Annotated in this window: 25 protein-coding genes and 2 tRNA genes; 10 read left to right on the forward strand and 17 right to left on the reverse strand. The window is 70.1% G+C overall.

The window, feature by feature from the left end; genetic code table 11:
* The first annotated feature begins 65 nt into the window (after positions 1–65).
* A complete protein-coding gene (locus ACZ3H8_RS07080) occupies positions 66–1,022 on the forward strand; it encodes a ribonucleotide-diphosphate reductase subunit beta (RefSeq protein ID WP_398984796.1) in 957 nt (318 codons plus the stop codon).
* A gap of 145 nt (positions 1,023–1,167) precedes the next feature.
* Here the strand turns inward: ACZ3H8_RS07080 and ACZ3H8_RS07085 are convergent, their stop codons facing one another.
* Positions 1,168–1,458, reverse strand: a complete 291-nt coding sequence (locus tag ACZ3H8_RS07085) for a hypothetical protein (protein WP_467398488.1) — start codon at positions 1,456–1,458, stop codon at positions 1,168–1,170.
* 82 nt (positions 1,459–1,540) lie between these two features.
* Here ACZ3H8_RS07085 and ACZ3H8_RS07090 point away from each other — a divergent pair, with 82 nt between their 5' ends.
* Positions 1,541–2,515, forward strand: a complete 975-nt coding sequence (locus ACZ3H8_RS07090; RefSeq protein WP_467398490.1) for a GlxA family transcriptional regulator — start codon at positions 1,541–1,543, stop codon at positions 2,513–2,515.
* Positions 2,516–2,524: 9 nt separating this feature from the next.
* Here the strand turns inward: ACZ3H8_RS07090 and ACZ3H8_RS07095 are convergent, their stop codons facing one another.
* From ACZ3H8_RS07095 to ACZ3H8_RS07135, 9 genes are all read right to left on the reverse strand, one after another.
* On the reverse strand, positions 2,525–3,262 hold the full coding sequence (locus ACZ3H8_RS07095) for a D-Ala-D-Ala carboxypeptidase family metallohydrolase (RefSeq protein WP_467398492.1): 738 nt from the start codon (positions 3,260–3,262) through the stop codon (positions 2,525–2,527).
* 156 nt (positions 3,263–3,418) lie between these two features.
* Positions 3,419–4,048 carry a peptide deformylase gene (gene def / locus ACZ3H8_RS07100; protein WP_467398495.1) on the reverse strand — a complete coding sequence of 210 codons (630 nt, stop codon included), beginning with the start codon at positions 4,046–4,048 and terminating at the stop codon, positions 3,419–3,421.
* Between the two features lie 60 nt (positions 4,049–4,108).
* On the reverse strand, positions 4,109–5,089 hold the full coding sequence (locus tag ACZ3H8_RS07105; protein ID WP_467399922.1) for a tetratricopeptide repeat protein: 981 nt from the start codon (positions 5,087–5,089) through the stop codon (positions 4,109–4,111).
* A 106-nt stretch (positions 5,090–5,195) separates the two neighbouring features.
* Positions 5,196–6,455: an HD-GYP domain-containing protein gene (locus tag ACZ3H8_RS07110; protein WP_467398497.1), complete on the reverse strand. Its 1,260-nt coding sequence runs from the start codon at positions 6,453–6,455 to the stop codon at positions 5,196–5,198.
* The gene (locus tag ACZ3H8_RS07115) at positions 6,452–7,873 is read right to left on the reverse strand and encodes an HD-GYP domain-containing protein (protein ID WP_467398501.1); all 1,422 of its coding nucleotides are present in this window, start codon (positions 7,871–7,873) and stop codon (positions 6,452–6,454) included. The genes ACZ3H8_RS07110 and ACZ3H8_RS07115 overlap by 4 nt, the downstream gene beginning before the upstream one ends.
* A 216-nt stretch (positions 7,874–8,089) precedes the next feature.
* On the reverse strand, positions 8,090–8,413 hold the full coding sequence (rsrA, locus tag ACZ3H8_RS07120) for a mycothiol system anti-sigma-R factor (protein ID WP_307661233.1): 324 nt from the start codon (positions 8,411–8,413) through the stop codon (positions 8,090–8,092).
* Entirely contained in the window at positions 8,410–9,075 is a 666-nt protein-coding gene (locus tag ACZ3H8_RS07125; protein WP_307665828.1) for a sigma-70 family RNA polymerase sigma factor, read from the reverse strand. Before ACZ3H8_RS07125 ends, rsrA begins: the two co-directional genes overlap by 4 nt.
* 237 nt (positions 9,076–9,312) lie before the next feature.
* A complete protein-coding gene (locus tag ACZ3H8_RS07130) occupies positions 9,313–9,948 on the reverse strand; it encodes an alpha/beta hydrolase family protein (RefSeq protein WP_467398505.1) in 636 nt (211 codons plus the stop codon).
* 78 nt (positions 9,949–10,026) lie between these two features.
* Positions 10,027–10,842, reverse strand: a complete 816-nt coding sequence (locus tag ACZ3H8_RS07135; protein WP_467398507.1) for an SOS response-associated peptidase — start codon at positions 10,840–10,842, stop codon at positions 10,027–10,029.
* Positions 10,843–10,891: 49 nt separating this feature from the next.
* Between ACZ3H8_RS07135 and ACZ3H8_RS07140 the strand changes: the two genes are divergently transcribed.
* From ACZ3H8_RS07140 to ACZ3H8_RS07155, 4 genes are all read left to right on the forward strand, one after another.
* On the forward strand, positions 10,892–11,608 hold the full coding sequence (locus ACZ3H8_RS07140; protein WP_467398510.1) for a M50 family metallopeptidase: 717 nt from the start codon (positions 10,892–10,894) through the stop codon (positions 11,606–11,608).
* Positions 11,609–11,716: 108 nt separating this feature from the next.
* On the forward strand, positions 11,717–13,033 hold the full coding sequence (gene aroA, locus ACZ3H8_RS07145; RefSeq protein ID WP_398983888.1) for a 3-phosphoshikimate 1-carboxyvinyltransferase: 1,317 nt from the start codon (positions 11,717–11,719) through the stop codon (positions 13,031–13,033).
* A 4-nt stretch (positions 13,034–13,037) separates the two neighbouring features.
* Complete coding sequence (gene rsgA / locus ACZ3H8_RS07150; RefSeq protein ID WP_467398514.1) at positions 13,038–14,051, forward strand: ribosome small subunit-dependent GTPase A; 1,014 nt, start codon at positions 13,038–13,040, stop codon at positions 14,049–14,051.
* A 93-nt stretch (positions 14,052–14,144) separates the two neighbouring features.
* Positions 14,145–14,468 (forward strand): DMT family transporter, encoded by a 324-nt coding sequence (locus ACZ3H8_RS07155; protein WP_307665830.1) that lies wholly within the window; start codon positions 14,145–14,147, stop codon positions 14,466–14,468.
* Here ACZ3H8_RS07155 and ACZ3H8_RS07160 read toward each other — a convergent pair.
* On the reverse strand, positions 14,434–15,075 hold the full coding sequence (locus ACZ3H8_RS07160; protein ID WP_467398516.1) for a TetR/AcrR family transcriptional regulator: 642 nt from the start codon (positions 15,073–15,075) through the stop codon (positions 14,434–14,436). The genes ACZ3H8_RS07155 and ACZ3H8_RS07160 overlap by 35 nt on opposite strands.
* Before the next feature lie 167 nt (positions 15,076–15,242).
* On the opposite strand from ACZ3H8_RS07160, the gene hisN reads away from it, so the two are divergent.
* The gene (gene hisN, locus ACZ3H8_RS07165; RefSeq protein ID WP_398983882.1) at positions 15,243–16,043 is read left to right on the forward strand and encodes a histidinol-phosphatase; all 801 of its coding nucleotides are present in this window, start codon (positions 15,243–15,245) and stop codon (positions 16,041–16,043) included.
* A 172-nt stretch (positions 16,044–16,215) separates the two neighbouring features.
* The gene (locus tag ACZ3H8_RS07170; RefSeq protein ID WP_307661240.1) at positions 16,216–16,617 is read left to right on the forward strand and encodes a CBS domain-containing protein; all 402 of its coding nucleotides are present in this window, start codon (positions 16,216–16,218) and stop codon (positions 16,615–16,617) included.
* A 143-nt stretch (positions 16,618–16,760) separates the two neighbouring features.
* On the opposite strand, the gene ACZ3H8_RS07175 is transcribed toward ACZ3H8_RS07170, so the two are convergent.
* A complete protein-coding gene (locus ACZ3H8_RS07175) occupies positions 16,761–18,230 on the reverse strand; it encodes a catalase (protein ID WP_467398521.1) in 1,470 nt (489 codons plus the stop codon).
* A 127-nt stretch (positions 18,231–18,357) separates the two neighbouring features.
* Here ACZ3H8_RS07175 and ACZ3H8_RS07180 point away from each other — a divergent pair, with 127 nt between their 5' ends.
* Positions 18,358–18,774 (forward strand): Fur family transcriptional regulator, encoded by a 417-nt coding sequence (locus ACZ3H8_RS07180; RefSeq protein WP_467398524.1) that lies wholly within the window; start codon positions 18,358–18,360, stop codon positions 18,772–18,774.
* Positions 18,775–18,920: 146 nt separating this feature from the next.
* On the opposite strand, the gene ACZ3H8_RS07185 is transcribed toward ACZ3H8_RS07180, so the two are convergent.
* From ACZ3H8_RS07185 to ACZ3H8_RS07200, 4 genes are all read right to left on the reverse strand, one after another.
* Positions 18,921–18,994 (reverse strand) — tRNA-Met (locus ACZ3H8_RS07185).
* A gap of 65 nt (positions 18,995–19,059) precedes the next feature.
* Positions 19,060–21,054, reverse strand: coding sequence for a tetratricopeptide repeat protein (locus ACZ3H8_RS07190; protein WP_467398526.1), 1,995 nt, complete (start codon positions 21,052–21,054; stop codon positions 19,060–19,062).
* Positions 21,055–21,257: 203 nt separating this feature from the next.
* Positions 21,258–21,331: transfer RNA gene (locus ACZ3H8_RS07195), tRNA-Met, on the reverse strand.
* A 51-nt stretch (positions 21,332–21,382) separates the two neighbouring features.
* A complete protein-coding gene (locus tag ACZ3H8_RS07200) occupies positions 21,383–24,286 on the reverse strand; it encodes a UPF0182 family membrane protein (RefSeq protein WP_467399926.1) in 2,904 nt (967 codons plus the stop codon).
* Positions 24,287–24,422: 136 nt separating this feature from the next.
* Between ACZ3H8_RS07200 and ACZ3H8_RS07205 the strand changes: the two genes are divergently transcribed.
* Entirely contained in the window at positions 24,423–25,007 is a 585-nt protein-coding gene (locus ACZ3H8_RS07205) for a PPA1309 family protein (RefSeq protein ID WP_398983871.1), read from the forward strand.
* A 256-nt stretch (positions 25,008–25,263) separates the two neighbouring features.
* Here ACZ3H8_RS07205 and ACZ3H8_RS07210 read toward each other — a convergent pair whose 3' ends face one another.
* A complete protein-coding gene (locus tag ACZ3H8_RS07210; protein WP_467398529.1) occupies positions 25,264–26,352 on the reverse strand; it encodes a YlbL family protein in 1,089 nt (362 codons plus the stop codon).
* Positions 26,353–26,417 lie beyond the last annotated feature (65 nt).

Consider the following 26,417-nt stretch of genomic DNA (forward strand, 5'->3'; position numbering starts at 1 on the left):
CCCCCGAGAAGACTGTGCTCAACAAAAACCTGCTCGACCCCGGCTTCGAGCTGACTCTCCGCCCCATGCGCTACCCGGACTTCTACGAGCGCTACCGCGACGCGATCAAGAACACCTGGACCGTCGAGGAGGTCGATCTCCACTCCGACGTGGCCGACCTGGCCAAGCTCTCGCCGGGCGAGCAGCACATGATCGGCCGGCTGGTCGCGTTCTTCGCGACGGGCGACTCGATCGTCTCCAACAACCTGGTGCTCACCCTCTACAAGCACATCAACTCCCCCGAGGCGCGGCTGTACTTGAGCCGCCAGCTCTTCGAGGAGGCTGTGCACGTCCAGTTCTATCTGACACTGCTGGACACCTACCTCCCCGACCCGGACGACCGCGCGGCCGCCTTCGACGCGGTCGAGGAGATCCCGTCGATCCGGGAGAAGGCCCAGTTCTGCTTCAAGTGGATGGACTCTGTCGAGAAGATCGACCGGCTGGAGTCGAAGGCCGACCGCCGCCGGTTCCTGCTGAACCTGATCTGCTTCGCGGCCTGCATCGAGGGGCTGTTCTTCTACGGCGCGTTCGCGTACGTGTACTGGTTCCGCTCCCGCGGCCTGCTGCACGGCCTGGCCACCGGCACCAACTGGGTGTTCCGGGACGAGACCATGCACATGAACTTCGCCTTCGAGGTCGTGGACACGGTCCGCAAGGAGGAGCCTGAGCTCTTCGACGACGCGCTCCAGCAGCAGGTCACGGACATGCTGAAGGAAGCCGTCGAGGCGGAGCTGCAGTTCGGCCGCGATCTGTGCGGCGACGGTCTGCCGGGTATGAACACCGAGTCGATGCGCGAGTATCTGCAGTGCGTCGCCGACCAGCGGCTGACCCGGCTGGGCTTCGCCCCGGTGTACGGCTCGGAGAATCCGTTCTCCTTCATGGAGCTGCAGGGCGTCCAGGAGCTGACGAACTTCTTCGAGCGCCGCCCCTCCGCCTATCAGGTGGCGGTCGAGGGCTCGGTCGGCTTCGACGACGACTTCTAGCCTTACATTCACGCGGGCTGCCCCGGTGCACGCCGGGGACGGCCCGCTGCTGTCAACGTTCACCCTTCAGCGTGACCTCAATCAGGGCAGGACCGAACGGCGCGTTCCTGAAGCTGGACGAGCTGCTGAGCCGGCACACAGACCGCTATCCCGCCCTGCACGGGGCCTTCACCGCGGCCGTTGCCGGGCGGGACCGTGGGCTGGAGTTCGGGCCGGCGGCCATCCTCGACGGGATCGCGGCCCGCGTCGAGGAGCGGCGCTCCGCCTCAGGCAGCTCCGCCTCAGGCTGTTCCGCCGGACGCAGCTCCGCCGGACGCAGCTCCGCCTGACGCAGCTGGCGGTCGATGGCACGGTCCCTGGCGTGCCCGATCAGCGAGGGAAGGACGACAAGCCCGAAAAGGGCCAGTACGAAGAGGTACTCCAGGAATGTGTTCATGTCCTCCACTGTCGTCGCTTCGCGCCGAAGAAATCAGTGGCAGGACTGTCATAAATCATCGAATTACTGCCACACTGGTTCCATGCTGAAAAATGTGGCTGCCGTCCTCCTGAACGATGTGCATCCCTTCGAACTCGGCGTCCTCAGCGAGGTTTTCGGCTACGACCGCAGCGACGACGGCCTGCCGGTCTACGACTTCGCGGCGGTCTCCGCCGAGGGCCCCACCCTGCCCACCCACGCCGGGTTCACCATCAGCACTCCGTACGGCCTCGAACGGCTCGCGGACGCTGATCTCATCGCCATCCCCACCAGCGGTTCGTACCCCACCCGCGAATACCCCGAGGAGCTGCTCGCCGCACTGCGCAGCGCCGTCGATCGCGGGGCCCGGGTGCTGAGCGTCTGCACCGGCGCGTTCGTCCTCGGCGCCGCCGGACTGCTCGACGGGCGCCGCTGCACCACCCACTGGCTGCACGCGCAGGCGCTGGCCCAGCGCCATCCGCGGGCCTTTGTCGACCCCGATGTGCTGTACGTGGACGAGGGGGCGGTGATCACCTCGGCCGGCACCGCCGCGGCGATCGACGCCTGCCTCCATGTCGTACGCCAGGAGCACGGCCCCGAGGTCGCCAACCAGATCGCCCGCCGGATGGTGGTGCCGCCGCACCGCGACGGCGGTCAGGCGCAGTACATCCAGCGCCCGCTGCCGCGCACCCCCTGCGACACGGTCGGGGACGTCCTGTCCTGGATGGAGCGGCATCTGGACCGCGAGATGACCGTCGAGCAGCTCGCCGCCCGGGCCCATATGTCGCCGCGGACCTTCGCCCGCCGCTTCCAGCAGGAGACCGGGACCACGCCCTACCGCTGGCTGCTGCGCCAACGGGTGCTGCTGTCACAGGAGTTGCTGGAGACGACGGACGAGACGGTGGACGCGATCGCCGGCCGCGCCGGATTCGGCAACGCGGCCGGACTTCGCCACCACTTCCTCCGTACGCTCGGCACCACCCCGAACGCCTACCGCAGGACCTTCCGCGGACCCATCGCCCCCAGCACGGCTGCCTGACCCGAGCGCTCAGATGCCGCAGCTCGACGCCGACCAGAAGCGACTGGTGCGGTGGTCGAGGTGCGTGTGGTCGCTGTGGCCCGGGTAGCCGGGGCCCAGGATCCCGTTGAAGCCGTGGTTGCGGGCCTGCTGGGCCAGCTTGCACAGGGAGTGCGGGCCCGCGCCCAGATCCGCCGCGTCACCGTACAGATGACGGCTGCCCGCCGCGCCGCCGACCGCGTCGTTGCAGGCCTGCGAGCGGAAGCCGCTGGTGACGGTGATCGGCTGGTCGCCGAGCGCGTGCCGCAGGGCCTCCAGCTTCCACATGGTGCGCAGCGCATTGGACTTGGCGGTCGCGGCGCTCACCGCACCGCCGGCCCAGGTGCTGTTGCAGTCGTTGAGCTCGCCGTAGGTGAAGTGGACGGGCGTGCAGTCGTCGTCCTGGAGGGCGTAGAGCTTGGAGAAGGTGGCGGACCCCGCGACGCCGTCGGCGCCGAGCCCGTACGCCGACTGGAACCGCTTGACCGCCGCGGTGGTCGCCGGGCCGTAGTCGCCGTCGATGGCGAGCACCCCGCCGTAGCCGGGATATCCGGCGACCCGGATCTGGAGCTCGGTGACGTCGGCGCCGGACACACCCTGGGAGAGCGTGCGCGACCAGGTGTAGCAGCCGTCCGCCTGGGCGGTGCCGGCTGTCGCCACGACCCCGGCCAAGGCCGCGGCCATGAGCATGACAAGAGACAGCAGGAGTCGTGCGGTACGCCGGAACATCGGGCCTCCATACCGTGAGTGCGGTGTACGGCAGAGACTGGCGGGACGGTCGACGCGCGTCAACAGGGTCTCGTACGGCGTCAGTTGTCCGCCCAATGACGGCGAACACGCCGAAGGGCCCGCTCGGCGTGAGCGGGCCCTTCGCAGACTCGGAACTCAGTCGTTCGGCACGGTCTCGTAGCGCGGCGTGCCCTCTTCCATCTGCCGCAGCGCGTCCTTGCGGTCCCGCTTGGAGAGCCGGTCGATGTACAGGTAGCCGTACAGATGATCCGTCTCGTGCTGCAGGCAGCGGGCGAAGTACCCCGTGCCGCGCACCCGGATCGGCTTGCCCTCGGCGTCCTGCCCGCGCACCACCGCGTAGTCGGGGCGGGGCAGCGAGGCGTACGCCGTCGGCACCGAGAGGCAGCCCTCGTTGGAGTCGTCGAGGACGCGCAGCTCCGGCGGCAGCTCCTCCAGGACCGGGTTGCAGACGACACCGGTGTGACGTACACCGTCGTCGTCCGGGCAGTCGTACACGAAGACCTTGAGGTCCACGCCGATCTGGTTGGCGGCCAGGCCCACGCCCTCCGCCGCCTTCTGGCTGGCGAACATGTCGTCGATCAGCGCCGCGAGCTTGTCGTCGAACTCGGTGACGTCCTTGCACTCCTTGTGGAGCACCGGGTTGCCGACGACCGTGATCGGCCGTGCCGTACCGCGCTCGCGGTGCGCCAGCTCACGCTCCTCGCAGTCCTCCGTGTCGACGACGAAGCCGTCGTTCACCTGCTCGTCCGTCCGCTGCTGCGCCATGTCCGCTTCTGCGCCTTCCTGAAATCCCGAATCCGACCCCGTACAGCCTACGGCCAGGGATCAGCAGACTTCCTCGAGATCCCGCCACTCACGGGAGTCCGGGCTGTCGGCGACCCAGCTGTCCAGCAGCCCCCGGACAAGCCCGGCGGGCGCCGCGATGCCGCACTCGCGCTCCGGCGACCACAGATCGCCCGCAGTGCGGTGGCCGAGGGGCCCCGGATGGCCCGGCTCGCTGTGGTCGTGCGGGTCGAGGTGCTCGCCCTCGCCCTCGGCACTCGGCATCCGGCTCTCGGAACAGGACCGGCACAGCAGCCGCACCGACGAGGACCAGTCCTCGGCGGCGAATCCGGCGTCCGAGGCGAGCTGCTCCAGGCCGTCGCGGTCGGCCTCGGTCTCGGCCTCCAGCAGAACCACCCAGGTGGGTACGGGCGAGGGCGCCCAGAGCTCGATCTCGTCGAAGACGGGGTACGAAGGCCCTGCGGAGGTGGTCCGCTCCCCATGCGGCACACCGTCGTGCAGGACGACCTCACCCCAGCGGCGTCCGGAGGACGGCAGCGGGATGGAGAGCACTTCTATCCGGGCCGGGTCGAGCCTGCGGCCCCACACCACCTCGGCCTCGCCCTCGGGTGACAGACGGACTGCGGCGCTGCCCAGCTCCATGCCGACCGGCTCGCCATTGGCGGCGGCCGCGCCCGGCACCTTCAGTCCGTACGCCTGCCAGGAGCGACGGGCCAGCGGCCAGTCCTGCAGGGCGGTGGCGGCGATCCCGACGTTCCACCAGTCGGGGGCGCCGGTCTCCTTGTCCAGCAGCGCGACGGCCCGCAGGCCGGCGGCGCGCGCCTGCTCCCAGTCGTGCCGGAACTTGTGCAGCAGCGCCAGGTTGAACCAGGACTCGGAGAGCCAGGGCTCGAGGTCCGCCGCCCGTGTCAGCAGCGCGCCCGCGTCCTCGTACCGGCCGTCGCCGATCAGCGTGAACGCGCGGTCGGTGGCCTGCCGCCAAGAGGCGGACGGCCGATGCCGTACCTTCCCGAAGATCCTCACGATTCCCGCCTGCCGGTCGCTCGGGTCACTGCCCCCGGACGCATGCTTGTGTGCCTTCTTTCGCATCCAACCATGCCTAGTCGGAGGCTCGCTCATTACCCATGGGTTACCCAGGTGGGACGGGGGCCAGACCGCCTCGTGCGAGGACTCTGGCGAGGGATTCGACCACCTCCGGCTGGTAGTCGCGCCCGGTGCCGAGCCGCAGCTGCTCGAGTGCGCTGAGCGCCCCGCCCGCTGTTCCTCCGCTTCCCCCGGCCAGATCGTCGTATGCGTTGACGGCCCGGACGATCCGGGCGGGCAGCGGCTGTTCGCGGTACGGGTCGGCCTGCATCTCCACCACGACGGCGACGGCCGCGGGGACGCCGGTCTGGCGGACGACGGCCCCGCCGAGCAGCGCTATCCGCCGCTGCTCGGCGACGGGCAGGGTGGCGGTGGCCCCCTCCGGTACGGGATCGACGAGCGACAGCTGCCCGATGTCGTGCATCAGCGCCGCGTACTCCAGGACGGTCAGATCGGGCCCGGTCAGGCCCAGCTCCCGCCCGACGGCGGTGCTGAGCGCGGCGACTCTGCGGGCGTGGCCCGGCTGGGTGTACCCGGCGATCTCTGTGGCGCGGGCGAGGGACGCGATGGTCTGCCGGTAGGTGGTCCTGACCGCGGCGTACCGCCGGAAGGAGAGCTGGGCGAGGAGGAGGGGCACGCAGAACACGGGCAGCGCCCAGAGTCCGGCGACGGCGACGGCGAGGGCCATCACGGCTCCGGTGGCACAGACCGCGGAGCCTATGCCGAGCAGGGCTCTGAGCTCGTCGCGCAGGAGGGGGCCGTACGGATAGCTGGCGCGGGCGTGCAGAATCGCGGCGGCGAGGACGGCGTCGCACAGGGCGGTCAGCACGAGCAGCAGGAGAAGGAACAACGCGTAACAGGCACCGTGCCCGACCCAGCGCTCCAGCTCACCGGAGTTGTACAGCGGCTGGAAGCAGACGGCGGCAAACCCTACGGTCAGCACCCGCCGGGCCACATGCTCCAGCGCGGGCCCGCTTCCCCGCGCCACATGCGGTACGGCCCCGGCGAGCGCGGCCGCGACGACGACGGCGACGACCTGAAGCACCCCGTGCGTGGTGGGCCGTCCTGCGCACTCTCCGAGCAGCGCGTAGGCGAGCGCACCCGCGGCCCCCAGAGGCGCCGGCTCCCGCTCCCCGGGCAGAGCACCCCACCGGGCGAGCTCCCCGACGGCGATGAACGCCCCGAAGGCAAGGGCGTTCCCGGGCTGGTCCACTCCCTGCCACAGGGTCGCGGCCAGCGCAGCGCCGGTGAGCAACGCGGCGGCGGCGTAGACGACGCGGACGAGGTTCCCCGACGAGGGAGTCACCCGGGTCTGCCCGCAGTGCCGGTGTCACGCCCCGGCACCGTCACACGTCCCTGGTCCGGCTGCGGAGGGACGTTTCCGCGCGCGCCCCGCCCGGCGGCCCCTGCGCCGGAACCGGCACCGGCTCCCGCGCCCACCCCCGCCTCGTCCGACGTCACCGCCGTCTCCCACCCGTGCCGCTCCAGCGCCCGTACCAGCGCCCGCACCATCTGCGGGTCGAACTGGGTCCCCGCGCACCGCTTCAGCTCCTCCAGAGCCACCGCCACCGGCCGCGCCCGCCGGTAGGACCTGGTCGACGTCATCGCGTCGAACGCGTCCGCCACCGCAACCACCCGCGCGAACTCCGGGATCTGGCGCCCCACGAGACCGTACGGATATCCGCTCCCGTCCAGGCGCTCGTGGTGGTGCAGGATCGCCGCCCGCGCCTCCCCCAGAAATCCGATGCCGCGCACCATGTCGTGCCCGTACTCCGGATGCAGCTCGATCACCCGCCGCTCCTGAGGCGTCAGCGGCCCGTCCTTGCGCAGCACCCGCGTCGGCACCCCGAGTTTTCCCACGTCGTGCAGAATCCCGGCGAACCGGAGCAGCTCGAGCCGTGCCTCGTCCATGCCCAGTTCGCGCGCGATCAGCACGGACGCGCGCCCGACCCGCTCGCTGTGCCCCCGGGTGTACTTGTCCTTGATGTCGACGGCCTGCACCAGCGCCCGGATCGTCGCCTGGTGCGCGGCACGCTCCCGGTGGTACTGCGCGAAGATCCAGCAGGAGATGTACATCGGCAGCAGCACGAGAAGCGCGGACAGCGGCCCGTACGGACTGCGCCACAGCACGGCCATCATCAGCCCGGCGAGGCCGTGCACACAGTGCGGCGCCAGCGATCGCAGCAACAGCCCGTGCCAGGCGGTCCGTAGGGGCAGCTGTTCCGCGGTGGCAAGGATGCCACCGTCGAGCGCCGTCAGCACCAGACAGAAGACGAGCGCCCCGGCCGCGGCGGGCAGCAGCGCGTACGGGAAGTCCGGCGCCCGTAGCGTGGGCTCCCCGGCGAGCAGCAGATACGTTTGCGCCGCGCCCCATGTCGCGAGCGCGAGCTGCGCCGCCCGCCAGATCCGCCGTACGCCCGCGGGCCGCTGGTCGACCCGGCCCAGCAGAGCGCCGGGCACGGCGACGAGCGCGGCCGCGGCCGGCGGCAGCAAGAACGCCCCGGCGAGCAGTACGGGGAAGAACGACCCGGCGCCCACCGGCACGGACTTTCCGATGTAGCGGCAGCGGGCGGGCATCTCGCACACGGCGTAGAGCCCGGCGAGCAGCAGCACGGCGCTCCAGGGGACCGCGGCTGCGTGCCGCACCGCGGGCAGCGCGCATACCGCAGCGCACAGCACTGCGCCGAAAATGTAGGCGCGTGCCGCCGCCGGTATGGCCCTCACTGCCCCGCCCTCTCCTCGCCCTCTCTCAAATGGAGCGCCAGGTTAGCGAGTTGGTGGTGCCGCGGCGGCGAGTAGTCAGCTTTTCGCACCTACGGGTGACATGCCGGGGTATACGCAAACACGCATATGTGAAGCAGGCAACATGAAGCGGGCATACGCGAAAGGTGCGCCACGACAACCGCGGGCGCACCTTGTGCGTACGTACTGTGCCGGTGCCTACTCCTGGGCAGCGACTCCCGGCAGCTCCACGTCGGCGACCGTCACGTCGTGGTCGGGCACGGCCTGACCGGAGCGGATCAGGTCGATGCGCCCCATGACCTTGGCCCGCAGATCGCTGGGCACGTCGTCATGGCCGCAGCAACGCTTGACCAGCTTCTTCACGGCCTGCTCAAGACCGTACTTCTCCAGGCACGGCGAGCACTCCTCGAAGTGCACTTCGAACTTGGTGCAGTCGGCGTCGGGCATCTCATGGTCGAGAAACTCATAGAGATGGTCCAGGACCTCTGAGCAGTCCGTCTCGTGCGGCTCTCCGCAGCTCATGAGCCCGAGCCTTTCGCGTCGTTCGACTCCCCCGCACCGGCCGGGACGAGCCCGCGCTCACGGGCGTAGTCCTCCAGCATTCCGCGCAGTTGACGGCGGCCGCGGTGCAGGCGGGACATCACCGTCCCGATGGGTGTTCCCATGATGTCCGCGATCTCCTTGTACGCAAAGCCCTCTACGTCCGCGAGATAGACCGCGATGCGGAACTCTTCGGGGATGGCCTGCAGTGCTGCCTTGACGTCCGAGTCAGGCAGGTGGTCGAGGGCCTGCGACTCGGCGGAGCGCAGCCCGGTCGACATGTGCGACTCGGCGCGGGCGAGCTGCCAGTCCTCGATCTCCTCGGCGGCGCTGCGCTGGGGCTCGCGCTGCTTCTTGCGGTACGAGTTGATAAAAGTGTTCGTGAGGATCCGGTACAGCCACGCCTTGAGGTTCGTGCCCTCGCGGAACTGGTGGAAGGATCCGTACGCCTTGGCGTACATCTCCTGCACAAGATCCTCGGCATCGGCCGGATTGCGCGTCATGCGCAGCGCAGCCGAATACATCTGGTCGAGGTAGCCGAGGGCGTCCCGCTCGAAGCGGGCATTGCGCTCGACGGTCGTCTCCTCGGACTGCTCCGCCTGGCCGTCGTCGGTCCCTGCGTCGGTCCCAGTGACCGGACCCACCTCCTCCAACGATGTGGCGAGGCCGAATGCGGACCCGCTCGAATCGGAGGATAGACGACGATCCGCTCCGCCCGCCGCCTCAACAGGGGCGGTCTTGGCCGCGGAAAGCACCGTCCACTCCAGGTCAGCGGCGTGCGAGCGGCTCGGGCAGATGGTCGAACCCATGCGACGGACTCCCTACTGCAAGCTCTGTTGACTGACGTCCCGACATCCGCCACAACAGTGCGCGCACGCGCATCATTCCCGGAGCCCGCGCGCCCAGGCCCGGACGGCGTCCGTGACGGTCCGGAGGGTCTCCTCCTCGCTGATCCCGGCGCGTTTGGGCACGGCAAACCCATGATCGCCGTACGGCACTGCCACGAGCTCGTAGTCCCCATCGGGGAACTCCTCAGGCCGCCCGAAGGGATCGTTGCCCCCTTGTACGACGAGGGTGGGCACGCCCGCGCCGAGCAGCTCGTCCGCTCGCGACTTCTCCGGCCTGCCGGGCGGATGCAACGGGAAGCTCAGCGCGAGTACGCCGACGGCCCCGAGCTCCCGCGCGGTCCGGCAGGCGACGCGCGCCCCGGCACTGCGGCCTCCGGCGACGACGGGCAGCCCGCGTTTCTCCAGCACGGGCCAGACCCCGCGCCACCCGACGTCCAGCGTCTTCGGCGCGGGAGCGACTTTCTTCCCGGCCACCCGCCACGGCTGCTCGACGAGCGCCACGGTGACCCCGTCCGCGGGCAGCGCCCGGGCAATGGCCTGCACATCCCGCGCCTCGATCCCACCCCCGGCCCCATGGCTGACGGCCACCACAAGCCGAGGCCGCCCGGCGGACACCCAGGTGACGCGGGCGTCGCCGGCGCCGGTCTCTACGATCTCAGTGCCACTCACACGTCCATCCTGCCGCGTCGGGGTGGGACGAGGGGGGACCCGGCACCGCGAGACGGCGGGCCAGAACGAAGCGGCGGGTCAGAACAGCGTGCTCTCCTCCGGGCCCGACAGCTCCTCCAGCAGCTCCGGTCCGTTGTTCCGCACATTGCTCACCGCCGTCGTCACCGCGTACGCCCGCATCAAGCCTTCCGGCGGCGGCTCCAGCAGCGCCCGTACCTGCTCCGGCTGCCTCCGCGACGGGTCCAGCCAGGCGTCCCACCGGTCCGGCGTCAGCATCAGCGGCATCCGCGGGTGGATGTCCGACAGTGACCGCGGCCCATCCGCCGGCGCCACCCCCAGCGGCCCCTTCTCCGCCTCCGTCGTGATCACCGAGCACGTCACCCACCACGCCTGCGGGTGCTCGTCCGGCAGCGTCCGGTCGCGCCAGAACTCGTACAGCCCCGCCATCGCGAACACCGACCCGTCCGCAGGCGTCACGAAGTACGGCTGCTTCCGCGGGCGCTTCTTCTTGCCCTCGACCTCCAGCTCCCGCTCCCCCGGCCCGGTCACCCACTCGTAATAGCCGTCCGCCGGAAGGATGCAGCGCCGCGTCAGGAAGGGCCTGCGGAAGGACGGCTTCTCGTGCACCGTCTCCGCCCGGGCGTTGATCATCCGCGCCCCGCCCTCCGGCGACTTCGCCCACGACGGCACAAGCCCCCACTTCAGCGCCCGCAGCTGGCGAACCGGGCGGGGATCATCCGCGTCTTTCACAGGGCGTTCGAGGATCGCGTAGACCTCCTTCGTGGGGGCCACGTTCCAGTCGGGCGCCAAGGTCTCCTCCGGCTCCCACTTCTCGACCTCGAAGAGACCGGCGAGATCCTCGGGTCTACGACTCGCTGCATACCGTCCGCACATAAGTGCCACACTGCCACTCCCGCCCGCCGCCCGAGGAGCCGCCCGACAAATGGCCAGCACCCAGCCCGCCGCCGACCTGTGGGACCGCGTCTTCGGCAATCAGCCCGCCCCGGACGAGTGGCTGGTCATCGCCACCGGCCTCGTCGCCCTCGCCGCCGTCGCCCCCCACCCCATATGGCGTCTGTCCCGCAACGCCGTCACCATCGCCCACGAAGGCGGCCACGGCCTCCTCGCCCTGCTCACCGGCCGCCGTCTGGACGGCATCCGGCTGCACTCCGATACGAGCGGCCTCACCGTCAGCGCCGGCAAGCCGACCGGCCTCGGCATGATCCTGACCGCAGCGGCCGGCTACACCGCGCCGCCTCTCCTCGGCCTCGGCGGCGCCTGGCTGCTTGCCGCGCACCACATCACGCTGCTCCTGTGGCTGGCCACCGCCCTGCTCATCGCGATGCTGGTGATGATCCGCAATGCGTACGGGGCGCTCACCGTGATCGTCACCGGTGCCGCCTTCCTCCTGGTCTCCTGGCTGACAGAACCCGGCGTACAGGCCGCCTTCGCCTACGCCGCCGTCTGGTTCCTGCTGCTCGGCGGCGTACGACCGGCCTTCGAGCTGCAGTCCAAGCGCCGCCACGGCGGAGCGCCCGACTCGGACGCCGATCAGCTCTCCCGGCTGACGCACGTACCGCCCGCGATGTGGCTGTTCCTCTTCCACGCCGTGTCGCTCTGCTCGCTGATCGGCGGCGGCCGCTGGCTGCTGGGCCTCTGACCGACCGCCCGAAGACCCGCACAGCCCTCTATCACTCCTCGGTTACGCCCCTATTTCGCCGCATTTGATCAAGATCCGGGCCTCCGCCGAGCCACTAAAGTGATGGCCATGACCGAAAGCTCCGTCCACCCCGCCCTCTGGCCCGCCCCCTACGCGACCGGGGCCGTCGAAGCGACGGTCACCGTGCCCGGATCCAAATCGGTCACCAACCGTGCCCTGGTGCTGGCCGCACTCGCCGCCGAGCCGGGCTGGCTGCGCCGCCCGCTGCGCTCCCGCGACAGCTTCCTGATGGCGGAGGCGCTGCGCGCCCTCGGCGTCGGTATCGAGGAGGGCGTGGGCCCGGACGGCGAGGGCGAAACCTGGCGCGTGATCCCGGCCGGCCTGCACGGCCCGGCCACGGTCGACGTCGGCAACGCCGGCACCGTCATGCGCTTCCTGCCCCCGGTCGCCGCCCTCGCCGACGGCTCGGTCCGCTTCGACGGCGACCCCCGTTCCTACGAGCGCCCGCTGAACGGCGTGATCGACGCTCTGCGTGTGCTCGGCGCCCGTATCGACGACGACGGCCGCGGCTCGCTCCCGATGACCGTGCACGGCAGCGGCGCGCTCGACGGCGGGTCGGTCAGGATCGACGCGTCCTCGTCCTCCCAGTTCGTCTCCGCCCTGCTGCTGTCCGCCCCGCGCTTCAACCAGGGCGTGGAGGTACGGCACATCGGCGGCACCCTGCCCTCCATGCCACACATCCGGATGACCGTCGACATGCTCCGCGCCGTCGGCGCCCAGGTCGACGAGCCGGAGACCGGCGGCGAGCCCAACGTCTGGCGGGTCTCCCCGTCCGCCCTGCTCGGCCGCGATCTGACCGTCGAGCCCGACCTGTCCAACGCCCAGCCGTTCCTCGCCGCCGCGCTGATCACCGGCGGCCGGGTCACCATCCCCGACTGGCCCGAGCGGACCACCCAGCCCGGTGACGCGCTGCGCCGGATCTTCACCGAGATGGGCGGCTCCTGCCGGCTGACCGAGGCGGGTCTGACCTTCACCGGCACCGGCCGAATCCACGGCATCGACACCGACCTCGGCGAGGTCGGCGAACTGACCCCCGGCATCGCGGCCGTCGCCGCGCTCGCCGACTCCCCCTCCACGCTGCGCGGCGTCGCCCATCTGCGCCTCCATGAGACGGACCGCCTCGCGGCCCTGACCAAGGAGATCAACGAACTCGGCGGCGATGTCACGGAGACCGAGGACGGCCTGCACATCCGCCCGCGCCCGCTGCACGGCGGCGTCTTCCATACGTACGACGACCACCGGATGGCCACGGCCGGTGCAGTCATCGGCCTCGCCGTCGAGGGCGTACAGATCGAGAACGTGGCGACGACCGCCAAGACCCTGCCCGACTTCCCGCGGATGTGGGCCGGAATGCTCGGGGCCTGACGAGATGCGCCGCTACGGCAAGAACCCCGACGAGGACGACATCCGCGTCCGCCCCAACCGCAAGGGCAACCGCCCCCGGACCAATATCCGCCCCAAGCACGAGGACGCGGTCGAGGGCATGGTCCTGACCGTCGACCGCGGCCGGCTCACCTGCCTCGTCGACGACCGGGTCGTCATGGCGATGAAGGCCCGCGAGCTGGGCCGCAAGGCCGCGGTGGTCGGTGACCGGGTCGGGATCGTCGGCGATCTCTCCGGCGAAAAGGACACCCTCGCCCGCATCGTGCGCATCGAGGAGCGGAAATCCGTCCTGCGGCGGACGGCCGACGACGACGATCCGTACGAGCGGGTCGTCGTCGCCAACGCCGATCAGCTGGCGATCGTGACGGCGCTCGCCGACCCCGAACCACGGCCGCGGCTGATCGACCGCTGCATCGTCGCGGCGTACGACGGCGGGCTCACGCCGCTCCTCGTACTGACCAAGTCGGATCTGGCCTCGCCCGACGAGCTGCTGGAGAAGTACGGCGCGCTGGGCGTCCCCCATATCGTCACCACCCGCGACGAGTTCGTGGACGGAGTCGCCGCCGAGCGGGTCCATGAGCACCTCAAGGGCCGGACCACCGTGTTCGTCGGTCACTCCGGCGTCGGCAAGACGACCCTGGTCAACGCCCTCGTACCCAAGGAGCGCCGGCGCAGCACCGGCGTCGTCAACGCGGTCACCGGCCGCGGCCGGCACACCACCACGTCGGCGCTCGCGCTCCCGTTGGCGGACAAGGAGGGCGGCTGGGTGATCGACACCCCGGGCGTGCGCTCCTTCGGGCTGCACCATGTCAACCCGTCCCGGGTGATCCTCGCTTTCCCCGATCTCGTACCGGGTACGGAAGGCTGTCCGCGAGCATGCAGTCATGACGAGCCGGACTGCGCGCTCGACGACTGGGTGGCCGAGGGGCATGCGGATCCGGCGCGGCTGTACTCGCTGCGGCGGCTGCTCGCTACCCGGGAACGACGCGAAGGCGACTGACTCGCGCACGTTTGCGGCCCGCCGCTCTTGGTAAGTGCATACTCGCACCAAGTGCGACGAAGCAGTCACCGACTGATGCGGGAGGCACAGACCATGGCGTGGCTGCTGGTGGTGGTCGCCGGATTCCTCGAGACGGGCTTCGCCGTCTGTCTCAAGCTCTCGCACGGTTTCACCCGGCTCTGGCCGACGATCGCGTTCGCCGCCTTCGCGCTGGGCAGCTTCGGTCTGCTGACGCTCGCGCTGAGGAAGCTCGATGTAGGGCCCGCGTACGCGGTGTGGACGGGCATCGGCGCGGCGGGCACCGCCGTCTACGGAATGGTTTTCCTGGGCGACCTGGTCTCCACCCTGAAGATCGTCTCGATCACGCTGGTGATCGTCGGGGTCATCGGTCTGCAGCTGTCGGGCTCGTCGCACTGACGGCTCCGCCGACGGCCGCGCGCACCAACGGCCCGATCCCTTCACCGACAGGCGCGATCACATACGAGAGCGCGAGCCGCACCGCGAGTTCGCTGCGGTGGGCGAGATCGGCCGACTCCTCCTTCGTGTGGCCGTGCTCAGACCCCTTCCCCAGCGCGGCCACCGAGCGGTCCCGTACGGCTGCGACCAGCTCGGCCGGGGACGGCAGCCCCGCGTCGGCGCGGCGCTGGGCAGGCGCTTTGGACAGCACGGCGCCGCGGCGGGCGGGCCTCGGCACGGGCAGCCGCTCGCTCCAGCAGCCGGTGAGCAGGGCCCGCAGCAGCGGCTTGGCCCGCGCCTCGCCGACGGTCCACACTGCGACCGAGACCAGCCGGTCCGCGGCGTCGGTCCGCTCGGCGAGCAGCCGCTCGACCCCGTGCAGATACGTATCTGCCTCGCGGCGCACCAGCCCGCGGGCGAGGCCGTCCTTGCTGCCGAACTCGTTGTAGAGGGTCTGCCGCGAGACCCCGGCGGCAGAGGCGACATCGACCATCCGCACCCCTGACCAGGGCAGCTGGGCGAGCGCCGTGAGAGCGGCGTTCAGCAAGGACTCTCGAGCTGTAGGCATCGACGCCTCCCGGGCCATGCGGCTCTCCGGCCGTGTGCCTCCCCGGCCGTGTGCCTCCCCGGCCGTGCGGCACTGCGCTCAGGGTTGACGGGACGCCATCCACTGTCAATAGCCATGGCGGACAGCGCCCCGGGATGGCCCCCGTGAGCCCCGATAGAGTGACGACCATGCCCGATTACCACGACGATCTGCGTCTCGCCCATGTCCTCGCGGACGCCGCCGACGCCGCCACAATGGACCGGTTCAAGGCTCTGGACCTGAAGGTCGAGACCAAGCCGGACATGACGCCGGTGAGCGAGGCCGACAAGGCGGCGGAGGAGCTGATCCGCGGACAGCTCCAGCGGGCACGGCCGCGCGACGCGATCCTCGGCGAGGAGTATGGCATCGAGGGCACGGGCCCGCGCCGCTGGGTCATCGACCCGATCGACGGCACGAAGAACTACGTGCGCGGTGTGCCGGTCTGGGCGACGCTGATCTCTCTGATGGTGCAGGGCGAGGGCGGCTACCAGCCCGTCGTGGGCGTGGTGTCGGCCCCGGCGCTGGGCCGCCGCTGGTGGGCCGCGCAGGGCGGCGGCGCGTACACCGGGCGCAGCCTGAGCTCCGCGAGCCGGCTGCGGGTCTCCAAGGTCGGCCGGATCCAGGACGCGTCGTTCGCGTACTCCTCGCTGAGCGGCTGGGAGGAGCAGGGGCGGCTCGACGGGTTCCTGGATCTGACCCGGGCCTGCTGGCGCACCCGCGGCTATGGCGACTTCTGGCCGTACATGATGGTCGCCGAGGGTTCGGTGGACATCTGCGCGGAGCCGGAGCTCTCGCTGTGGGACATGGCGGCTACCGCGATCGTCGTACAGGAGGCGGGCGGATCCTTCACCGGCCTGGACGGACGCCGGGGCCCGCACAGCGGAAACGCGGCCGCGTCCAACGGTCTGCTCCACGAGGAACTGCTGGGCTATCTCAACCAGCGCTACTGACGGGAACCAGCGCTACCGACGGGCTTATTTGCCGGGCATATACACCCTTCCAACGGGCTACGCCCGCCCTCTTGCTGCCACCCCGCGGGACTGAGACTCTGAGAGTCCCCCCACTTGTGAATTTGTGAATCGGTTCCCGAACGACCGATCCACCAAGGAGGTGGCTCCATCCATGCTCGTCCGTGACGCCATGAGCACGGTGGTCCTCACCATTGGACCCGCACACACACTCCGCCAGGCAGCCCGCCTGATGGCCGCGCGCCGTATCGGCGCAGCCGTCGTCCTCGACACCGACGCCGGCGGGCTCGGCATTCTGACCGAGCGCGACATCCTGAACTCGGTGGGCGCGGGGCAGGACCCCGATCTGGAAACCGCCGGCACCCACACCACCACCGACGTCGTCTTCGCCGCGCCGTCCTGGACCCTGGAGGAGGCCGCGGAGGCCATGACGCACGGCGGCTTCCGGCATCTGATCGTGCTCGACGGCGACGGGCCTGTCGGCATCGTCTCCGTACGCGACATCATCCGCTGCTGGGCCCCGGCCAGGCGGCACCCGGCGACGCTCGCCGGTTAGCACACGCACTCACCAGTCAGCGCACGCAGTCGCTGATCGGCGCCCGCATTCGCCGATCATCGTGCATTCACCAGTCAGCGCGCACAAGAGGGCCGGACCCCCTGGACAGGGGATCCGGCCCTCTCTTCTACGGCAAGCTCGAGTCAGCCGCGCAGGGCCTGGACCGCAGCCTCCAGCCGCTTGCCGAAGTCGCCATCGGCCTGACGGAAGTTGTTGACCGCGCGCTCGGCGATGTCGTCGCGCGACACCTTCGAGATAAACCCTGCGAGGTTCTCGATGAGGCGGCCCTTCTCGTCCTCCGACATCAGCCGGTAGAGGTTGCCCGCCTGCACGAAGTTGTCGTCCTCGGCGTGCGACGGGGCCTCGTGGTTGCCGGTGGCACCGGCGACGGGGGTCGACACCCACAGCGGCTTGTCCGTCTGGAACGGGCCGCCGAAGCTGTTGGGCTCGTAGTTCTTGGTGCCCTTGTGGCGGCCGTCGTACAGGAAGCCGTCACGGCTGTTGGTGCGCGCCTCGGTGGCGTGCGGGCGGTTCACCGGCAGGTGATCGGCATTGATGCCGACGCGGTAGCGGTGGGCGTCGCCGTACGCGAAGAGACGGCCCTGGAGCATCTTGTCGGGCGACGGGCCGATGCCCGGCACGAAGTGCGCGGGGCTGAAGATCGACTGCTCGACCTCGGCGAAGATGTTCTCCGGGTTGCGGTTGAGCTCCAGCTTGCCGATCTCGATCGGCGGGTAGTCCTCGTGCGGCCAGACCTTGGTCAGGTCGAACGGGTTGAAGCGGTACGTGGCCGCCTCGGCCGCCGGCATGATCTGCACCTGCACGGTCCACGACGGGAAGTCACCGCGCTCGATGGCCTCACGCAGGTCACGCTGGTGCGAGTCCGGGTCCACACCGGAGAGGCGGTTGGCCTCGTCGGTGGTGAGGTTCTTGATCCCCTGGTCGGTCTTGAAGTGGTACTTGACCCAGAAGACCTCGCCGGCCTCGTTGTTCCACTGGTACGTGTGCGATCCGTAGCCATTCATGTGGCGCAGCGTCGCCGGGATGCCACGGTCGCCGAAGAGCCACGTCACCTGGTGCGTCGACTCGGGGCTGAGGCCCCAGAAGTCCCACACGTTGTCGGCTTCCTGCGAGCCGGTGTACGGGTCGCGCTTCTGCGTGTGGATGAAGTCGGGGAACTTGATGGCGTCCTTGATGAAGAACACCGGGGTGTTGTTGCCGACGAGGTCGTAGTTGCCCTCTTCGGTGTAGAACTTCAGGGCAAAGCCGCGGGGGTCGCGCACGGCGTCGGCGGAGCCGAGATTGCCGGCGACGGTGGAGAACCGGAGGAAGGTCTCCGTCTGCTTCCCCACCTCGGACAGGAACTTCGCACGCGTCCACTGCGATACGTCGCGGGTCAGCGTGAAGGTGCCGTACGCGCCGGCGCCGCGCGCGTGCACGATGCGCTCCGGGATCCGCTCACGGTTGAAGTGCGCGAGCTTCTCGAGAAGAGCCTGGTCCTGAACGAGAACAGGACCGCCGACGCCCGCGGTCTCGCTGTTCTGGTTGTCGGCGACCGGCGCGCCGGCCTCCGTAGTGAGCGGTCCCTGCGTCACGTGCGCCTCCTGCGTCATAACTGCGAGTCCTGTCCCTTGGCATCTGCCAGGCCCCGATCCTACAATGGACTTTGTCTAAGTCAAGTGAACGTCCAAACTCACACCCGTTCGGGACCTGGGTCCCACCACTGTTAGGCTGACCCTTATGAGTGACCTGTTGGAACGACTTCGCGGACGCGGCTGGCGCATGACGGCCCAGCGGCGTGTCGTGGCAGAGGTCCTCGACGGCGAACATGTCCACCTGACGGCCGACGAGGTGCACGCGCGTGCCGTGAAGAGGCTCCCCGAGATCTCCCGGGCGACGGTGTACAACACGCTGGGCGAGCTGGTCAGCCTGGGCGAAGTCCTGGAAGTCTCGACGGACCGCCGCGCCAAGCGCTACGACCCGAACGCCCACCAGCCCCACCAGCACCTGGTCTGCGCCCAGTGCGGCGCCATCCGGGACGTCCACCCCTCGGGCAACCCGCTGGCGGACCTGCCGGACACGGAGCGCTTCGGCTTCATGATCTCCGACGTGGAGGTCACGTACCGCGGCACATGCCCGAACTGCGCGTCGGCCTGAGACGTACGCATCCGAAGGGCCCGGCACCGATGTGGTGCCGGGCCCTTCGCGTTTCAGCGGCGTACGGCTCCACGGCGTACGGCGTCCCGCTCGCGGGCATACGACGAAGGCCCGGATCCTTGAGGATCCGGGCCTTCGTCTGTCAGTAGCGGGGACAGGATTTGAACCTGCGACCTCTGGGTTATGAGCCCAGCGAGCTACCGAGCTGCTCCACCCCGCGTCGGTGAACACGACCTTACGTCACCCCGCCGACCAGCGCAAATCGATATTCGTCGCTATGCCGTGCTACGCCGTGAGCTCCTGGTGCAGCGCCTCGCGCAGCCGCGCGGCCCGCTCCGCCACCTCGGCGGGCCCCAGCTCGACGGCGCGCGCGCACCACCGCTGGCCCTCGGTCAGCTCACCCCTGCGGGCGGCGAGCAGCGCCAGGCGCAGCGCGGCCCGGCCGTGCCCTGCGCGGGCGGCGCGGGACCACCACAGGGCGGCCTCGCGCTCGTTGCCCTCGCGGGCGAGAAGCAGCCCCAGGTTGAACGCGCCGTTGCGGCTGCCCGCCTCGGCGGCCTCCCGGTACCAGCGGGCGGCGTCGGTCATGTCGCCGCGGGCGGCGGCGAGCATCCCGACTCGTACCTGGGCACGGCGGTGCCCCAGCTCGGCGGCGCGCTCGTACCACTCCTCGCACTCGCTCTTCTCGGCCATCGGCTCGCCGAGCGCGGGCGGCCCGGGCGGCGGCTGGCGCGAGTCCAGCACGGTGGCGAGCCGGAAGGCGGCCTCGGCACTGCCGCCGCCCGCCGCGCAGCGCAGATGACGCTCGGCGGCCTGCTCGTCGCCGTCCCTGAGCAGCGCGATGCCCACCTGGAGGGCGGCCTCGGTGTGACCGGCCGCCGCTGCCCGCTCGTACCAGGTCAGGGCCGTACGGTCGTCGTCGCGGCCGACGTAGAGGATGCCCAGGTTGAAGGCGGCGTCGACGCTTCCGGCCTCGGCGGCCTTGGAGAACCAGGGCTCGGCGCCGGTCGCGTCGCCGGCCTGCAGGAGCAGTACGGCGAGCGCGTTGGCGGCCTCACGGTGCCCGGCGTAGGCGGCGCGGCGGTACCACTGCTCGGCCTGCGGCGTACGGTCCTGGGCAGCGCAGAGCAGCCCCAGGTTGTACGCGCCGTTGACGTCACCGGCGTCCATGGCGGCGCGGTACCAGCGCTCGGCGGTCTGCTGCTCGCCGCGGGCGGCATGCAGCGCGCCGAGGGCGTTGGCGGCATTCCCGTCGCCGTCCTGGGCAGCACGCAGCCACCAGACGGCGGCGCTCTCCTCGTCGCCGGCGTCCCGCAGCAGAAACCCGAGCGCGCACGCAGCACGGGCCTCGCCGTCCTTGGCGGAGGTGAGGTACCAGCGGCCGGCCTCCTTCAGCTCGCCGCGCTTCTCGAGGATCGCGCCGAGGTGCAGCGCGGCCCGCCGATGCCCACGGGCGGCGGCCTGCCGGTACCACTGCGCGGCCTCGTCGAGTACGGACAGCTCAGCGCGATCGCCGAGCTCAGCGCTCTCGCCGCTCTCGCCGTCCTCGCCGCCCTTGCCGACGGACCCCGGGGCGATGCCGTCGGTGTCCCTCGCCGGGGACCCCGCGCGTCCCATCACCAGGCCCACGGCGCCGCCCGCGCGGGCCTCCTGTGCCGCCTGGCGCTCCAGCGCGCGGGCGAGCCGGTACGCCGCCTCGCGGTGTCCCTGCTCCGCCGCCGCGCGCAGCCAGCGCACCGCGCCCACATCGCTGCGGTGCTCCAGCAGATCGGCGAGGGCGTACGCGCCCAGCGCGTGCCCCTGCTCGGCGGACTGGCGCAGCCAGTACTCCGCGGCGGGCTCGTCGCCGCGCTCGCGGAAGTGCCGCCCCAGCGCGTGCGCCGCGGCCGCGGAACCGGCGACGGCGGCGATACGCCACCACCCGGCCGCCTCGTCGGCGTATCCCCGCTGGTGGAGCAGGACACCCAGATTGTTGGCCGCGGCACGGTCACCCTCGGCGGTCGCGGCACGCAGATAGGGCTCGGCGCCGTCGAGGTCGCCGCGCCGCAGCAGCAGCGCGCCGAGCACGCTCATCGACGCGGTGTCACCGCCGTCGGCCGCACGCCGGTGCCGTGCCTCGGCCCCGGCGGTCTCCACCGGGTCGACGCTCGCACCACTGCCGGCACCTTCAACGTTGTCAACGGCATCGGCAGGACTGGTCGCGTCCGCCACCCTTCCGGCGTGCCGCTGCACAAACCGCCCTGTCTCCAACAGAGTTGCCCTGTCCCCCATAAATTCCATCGTCGCACCACCTGCAACCCGCGTACACCTGGTATACCGCAGCCAGTGAGGTCACTTCAGCGTTTTGTCGACATGCCCACAGAGAGATAAGTCAAACACGCTCGACCCCAACTCGCCCCACGCGGCACACAGTTCTCACCGGCAGCACATACGCGCGAAGAGGGCCCGGATCCTCAAAGGATCCGGGCCCTCTTTCATTTCAGTAGCGGGGACAGGATTTGAACCTGCGACCTCTGGGTTATGAGCCCAGCGAGCTACCGAGCTGCTCCACCCCGCGTCGTTGTGTTGCAACCGTACCACGACGCGGGATGGTGCCTGCTCAGCGGCCCTATGGGGTGGTCTTCGGCGCGGGGTTGGACTGCGCCGCCGCGGCCCGCTCCAGCGCGTCCTGCAAGGCAGTCTGCGCCCTGCCGTACGCCTCCCAGTCCGTCGGCTTCTTCTCCAGTGCGGCCTCGGCATCGTCGTACGCCTTCTGGGCGTCCGCGATCGCAGCCTTCAGCGCCGCGTCACCGGTCGCCGGTGGCGGCTTGGTGGTGTCGCCCGGCGGTGGTGTCGTCGTCGGAGGTGGCTGCTGCGCGCCGCTCTGTTCGAAGACCGCGTTGAGCGCGTCCGTGAGGCTGTCCTTGAAGACCGGTTTGCCTCCGCCGTACGCGACGGCGACCTTCTTCAGCAGCGGATAGTTCGCGCTTCCGCCCCGTGCGTACACCGGCTCGATGTAGAGGAACCCGCCGTCGAGCGGCACCGTCAGCAGGTTGCCGTACTCGATGTCCGAGTCGGTGCCTCTGAGGTCCCGGACGAAGGTCGCGACCTCCGGCACACCGTTGAGCTCACTCTGCACCTGTTGCGGTCCCTGGACCGTCTCGGTGACTCTCAACAGCCTTATCGTGCCGTACTTGCCGCTGTTGGCGTCGGCGTCGACCGCCATGAACGCACCCAGGTTGGGGCGTCCGGCCGGTGTGAACGTCGTCGTCAGCGAGAACTTCTGCGCCGTGTCCCCGGGCATCTTCAGGCTCAGGTAGTACGGCGGGACGGCGCTGGTGTCCTTGTTCGTCGGGTCGTCCGGCACCTGCCAGGCGTCACTGCCGCTGTAGAACTGCTCCGGCTCGGTGACGTGGTACCGGGTGAGCAGCTCGCGCTGCACCTTGAACATGTCCTGCGGGTACCGCAGATGGGCCTTGAGCTCCGGCGAGATCTTGTCCTTCGCCTTCACCGTGCCCGGGAACGCCTTCATCCAGGTCTTCAGCACCGGGTCCTTGGTGTCCCACTGATACAGGTTGACCGTGCCGTCGTAGGCGTCGACGGTGGCCTTCACCGAGTTGCGGATGTAGTTGACCTGGTTCTGCTGGGCGACGACCGCGCGCTGATTGGTGGTCAGCGAATCGGCGGTGGTGTCCCCCAGCGTCGTACGAGAGGCGTAGGGGTAGCCGTTGGTCGTGGTGTACGCGTCGACGATCCACTGGATGCGGCCGTCGACGACCGCCGGGTAGGCGTCACCGTCGATGGTCAGCCAGGGGGCAACGGCCTCGACGCGCTCCTTGGGCGTACGGTTGTACAGAATCCGCGAGCCCTCGCCGACAGCTCCCGAGTAGAGGATCTGCGGCTCGCTGAAGGCAACGGCGTACGCCGCGCGGTTCAGCGGATTGGAGAGGTTGACCCCGCTCTTGCCCTTGTAGCTGGTGGTCTCCTCGCCGTTCTTCTCGTAGTCGAGCTCCTTCTGCGGACCGCCGACGATGGAGTACTGCTCAGTCTTCTCGCCGTAGTAGATCCGCTGCTCGTACTTGCCGAGCTGGCCTCTGGTCGGCAGCCCGGACTCGGTGAAGTCGGGCGAACCGACAGTGCCCTTGTCCGGGTCCGTGATGGTGTTCGTGCCCTTGGCCGCGATCGCGCCGTAGCCATGGGTGTACGTGAAGTGGTCGTTGATCCAGTTGCGCTTCTGGATGCCCTTGATGTTGAGCTCGCGCAGACCGATGACCGTGTCCTGCGGCTTGCCGTCGGGGCCGTTGTACCGGTCGACGTCCAGAGTCGCGGGGAACTGGTAGTACTTGCGCTCCTGCTGGAGCTGCTGGAAGGCGGGCGAGACGACGTTCGAGTCGACCAGGCGGTAGCTGGCCGCAGTCGGAGCCGCGGCACGCTGCTGGGCCTTCCGCTTGGGGTCTCCCTTGCCGGAGTAGTCCTCCGGCTTGGCGCTGTCGATGCCGTACGCGTGCCGCGTGGCCTCGATGTTCTTCTTGATGTACGGGCTTTCCTTGGCCTGCTCGTTCGGCTGGACCTGGAACTTCTGCACGATCGCCGGGTAGAGGCCGCCGATGAGGATCGCGGACAGGACCATCAGGCCGAAGCCGATCACCGGCAGCTGCCAGGTGCGGCGCCAGAGCGTCGCGAAGAAGAGCACGGCGCAGATGACGGCGATGCAGAAGAGGATCGTCTTCGCCGGGAGGTAGGCGTTGGCGTCGACGTACCGCAGGCCCGTCCAGTTGCCCGCCGCCTTGAAGTCGCTGGACTTCACCGCGAGGCCGTACCGGTCGAGCCAGTACGCCACGGCCTTCAGCGAGACGAAGACGCCGAGCAGCACCGAGAGATGGCCGGTGGCCGCGCCGGTCGCCCGGGCGCCGGGGCTGGTGATGCGCAGTCCGCCGTACAGATAGTGCGTGAGGGCGGCGGCGATCAGCGAGAGCACTGCGGCCGCGAAGCCGAAGCCGAGCAGGAACCGGTACCAGGGCAGGTCGAACGCGTAGAACGACACGTCCATCTGGAACTGCGGGTCCTTCTGGCCGAAGGAGACGCCGTTGACCCACATCAGCCAGGTCCGCCACTGACCGGTGGCGGAGGCTCCGGCGATCAGCCCGACGAGAGCGGTGATCGCGAGGAGCACCCACTTCTTGTACGGGGCGATGCCCATGCGGTACCGGTCGAGGCTCTGCTGCTCCAGCGACATCGCACTCAGCGGCGGGCGCAGCCGGTGCGCGAGCCAGATGTTCAGGCCGACAGCCGTGGCCATCAGCAGGCCGAAGACGGCGAACAGTCCGACCTTGGTCCACAGGGTGGTGGTGAAGACGGACGAGTAGTGAACCGATCGGTACCAGAGCCAGTCCGTCCAGAACCCGGCGAACATGACGAACACCATGGCCAGCACGGCCAGGACGCCCAGTGTCATGAGCAGGGTGCGGACACGCCGGGACGGCCGGCCCACTCTGATCCGTGGCCCGGTCGGGCCTCCGCCGCGGTCCGGCATCTGGAAAGCCAACGTGCGCACCTCGAAGTTCGCGGTCGTGTGAAACGGGCCCCGCGATCGTAGAGCCCACTACTGCAACTTACTGAGGCTTTACCTAGTTCCCGTCTTGGGGTCGGAAGGAGGCAGGATATTAGGCATGTCCAACGTTTCCCCTTCCACCCCATCCGATCAGCCGCCTCCGGCGTCGGGCCCGATCGCCGCGAGCCCGCTGACCCGCGCAGTGCTTGAGATCGACGAGTACGCATCCGGGCTCGGCTGGGACCAGCCGGCCAGGCTCTTCGCGCTCGTCGACACCGCGCAACTGCGCTCCCAGGAGCCGGAGCTCGCGGCCCAGCTCGGCCTCGACGGCGATGAGGCGGCCGCGCCGCTGACCCCGATCGAGCAGGACGAGATCCCGGCCGGCACCCCGCTGGACGAGTTCCTGGCCACCATCGCCTGGCCGGACGCCGTGGCCGGCTGCGCGCTCACGGTGGAGCGCCAGATGCTCCCGCCGTCGGCGGAGGCCTCCGTCCCGGACGGTCTCGACGACAAGGCCCTGACCAAGTGGGTCGCGGCCCATCCGGACCGCCAGGAGGTCCGGATGACGGTGGCGGTCCTCCGCGACGGCGCCCGCGAGTCGGCGCTGCGCCTGCGCGAGAAGGACTCCCCGAAGGAGGTCCTGACGGGCTCGGCCCTGGTCCCGGGCCTCGCGGAGGCGCTTGCGGCGACGTTCGAGGCGTAGCCAGTCCTGACGGCACGAAGAAACCGCCGTACCGGGTCGGGAGGGACCGGGTACGGCGGTTTGCCGTGTGCGGGGCGGTGCGGCCGAGGCCGACGCGGTGCAGCCGCCGGGCGCGGGGCGCGCTCGGCGCCGAGCCACGGGCAGCGGCGCGGGCGGCCCAGCAGGCGCGGGGCGCGGGGCGGCCGACAGGTGTCTCGCGGGGCGGAGGAGCTCCGCAGGGCGGCGTCCGCCGCGGAGGCCCGCCAAGACCCCGGCGTCAGCTCGCCGAGCAGCCCACCAGGCCCGCCGTGTCCCCCGACTTGATCTTCTCCAGCGACTTCGCCGCGTCGTCGATCGTGTTCACCTTCACCAGCGTCAGCCCGTCGGGAATGTCCGACGCCGCCGTCGCGCAGTTCTCACTCGGCGTCAGGAAATACTTCGCGCCCGCGTTGCGCGCCCCGACCAGCTTCATCTCGATCCCGCCGATCGGACCGACCTTCCCCTGGTCGTCGATCGTGCCGGTGCCCGCCACAAACCTCCCGCCCGTGAGGTCCCCCGGCGTCAGCTTGTCGACGATCCCGAGAGCGAACATCAGGCCCGCGCTGGGACCCCCCACATCCGCCAGGTTGATGTCGATGCCGAACGGGAACGTGTGGTCGGTCCCGGCATGGATGCCGACGATCGCCCGGTCGCCCTTGTCCGCCTTCACCGTGGTGACGGTGATCTTCTCGGTGCCCTTGGGCTCCTTGCCCACCTTCTCCGCCGCGGCCGCCTCCTTCGCGGGGACGATCGTGAAGACCACGTCCTCGCCGGGCTTGTGCTTCACGACCAGCTTGGCCACGTCGCCGGGCTCCTTCACCGCCGTACCGTCGACGGCGCGGATGACGTCGCCCGCGTGCAGCCGGTTCTCCGAGGGCGAGTCCTTGAGGACCGTGGAGACCACGACCCGCGACTTCACCGGGATCTTCAGCTGCCTCAGCGCGGCGACCTTGGCGCTCTCCTGCGACTGGCTGAACTCCTCGGCGTTCTCCTGAGTCGACTGCTCCTCGGTCTTCCCGTCCGGGTAGAGCGTGTCGTGCGGCACCACCACGTTGTCGTGGGCCAGCCAGCCGTACACCGCCTCGACGAGGTTCATCTTGTAGTCCGCGCCGGTGACCCTGACCGTCGTCATATTGAGATGGCCGGTCGTCGGGTATGTCTTGCGGCCGGAGATCTGCAGGACGGGCTCGCCACCAGCCGCGCCGAGCGTGTTGACCGTCGGTCCGGGCGACATCTCCGAGTACGGCACGGTGATGAACACCCCTGCGCAGAGAAGCGCAATGAAAGTCAGGGTGGAGGCGAGCATCGTCGCGGTGCGGCGTGGCATGGAACGACAGTACGGGACGGGTCTGTCAGACCACCGTCGGGGCCGCTGCGTACGGGGCGACTTGG

It is taken from the genome of Streptomyces sp. NPDC002868 (assembly GCF_055563295.1).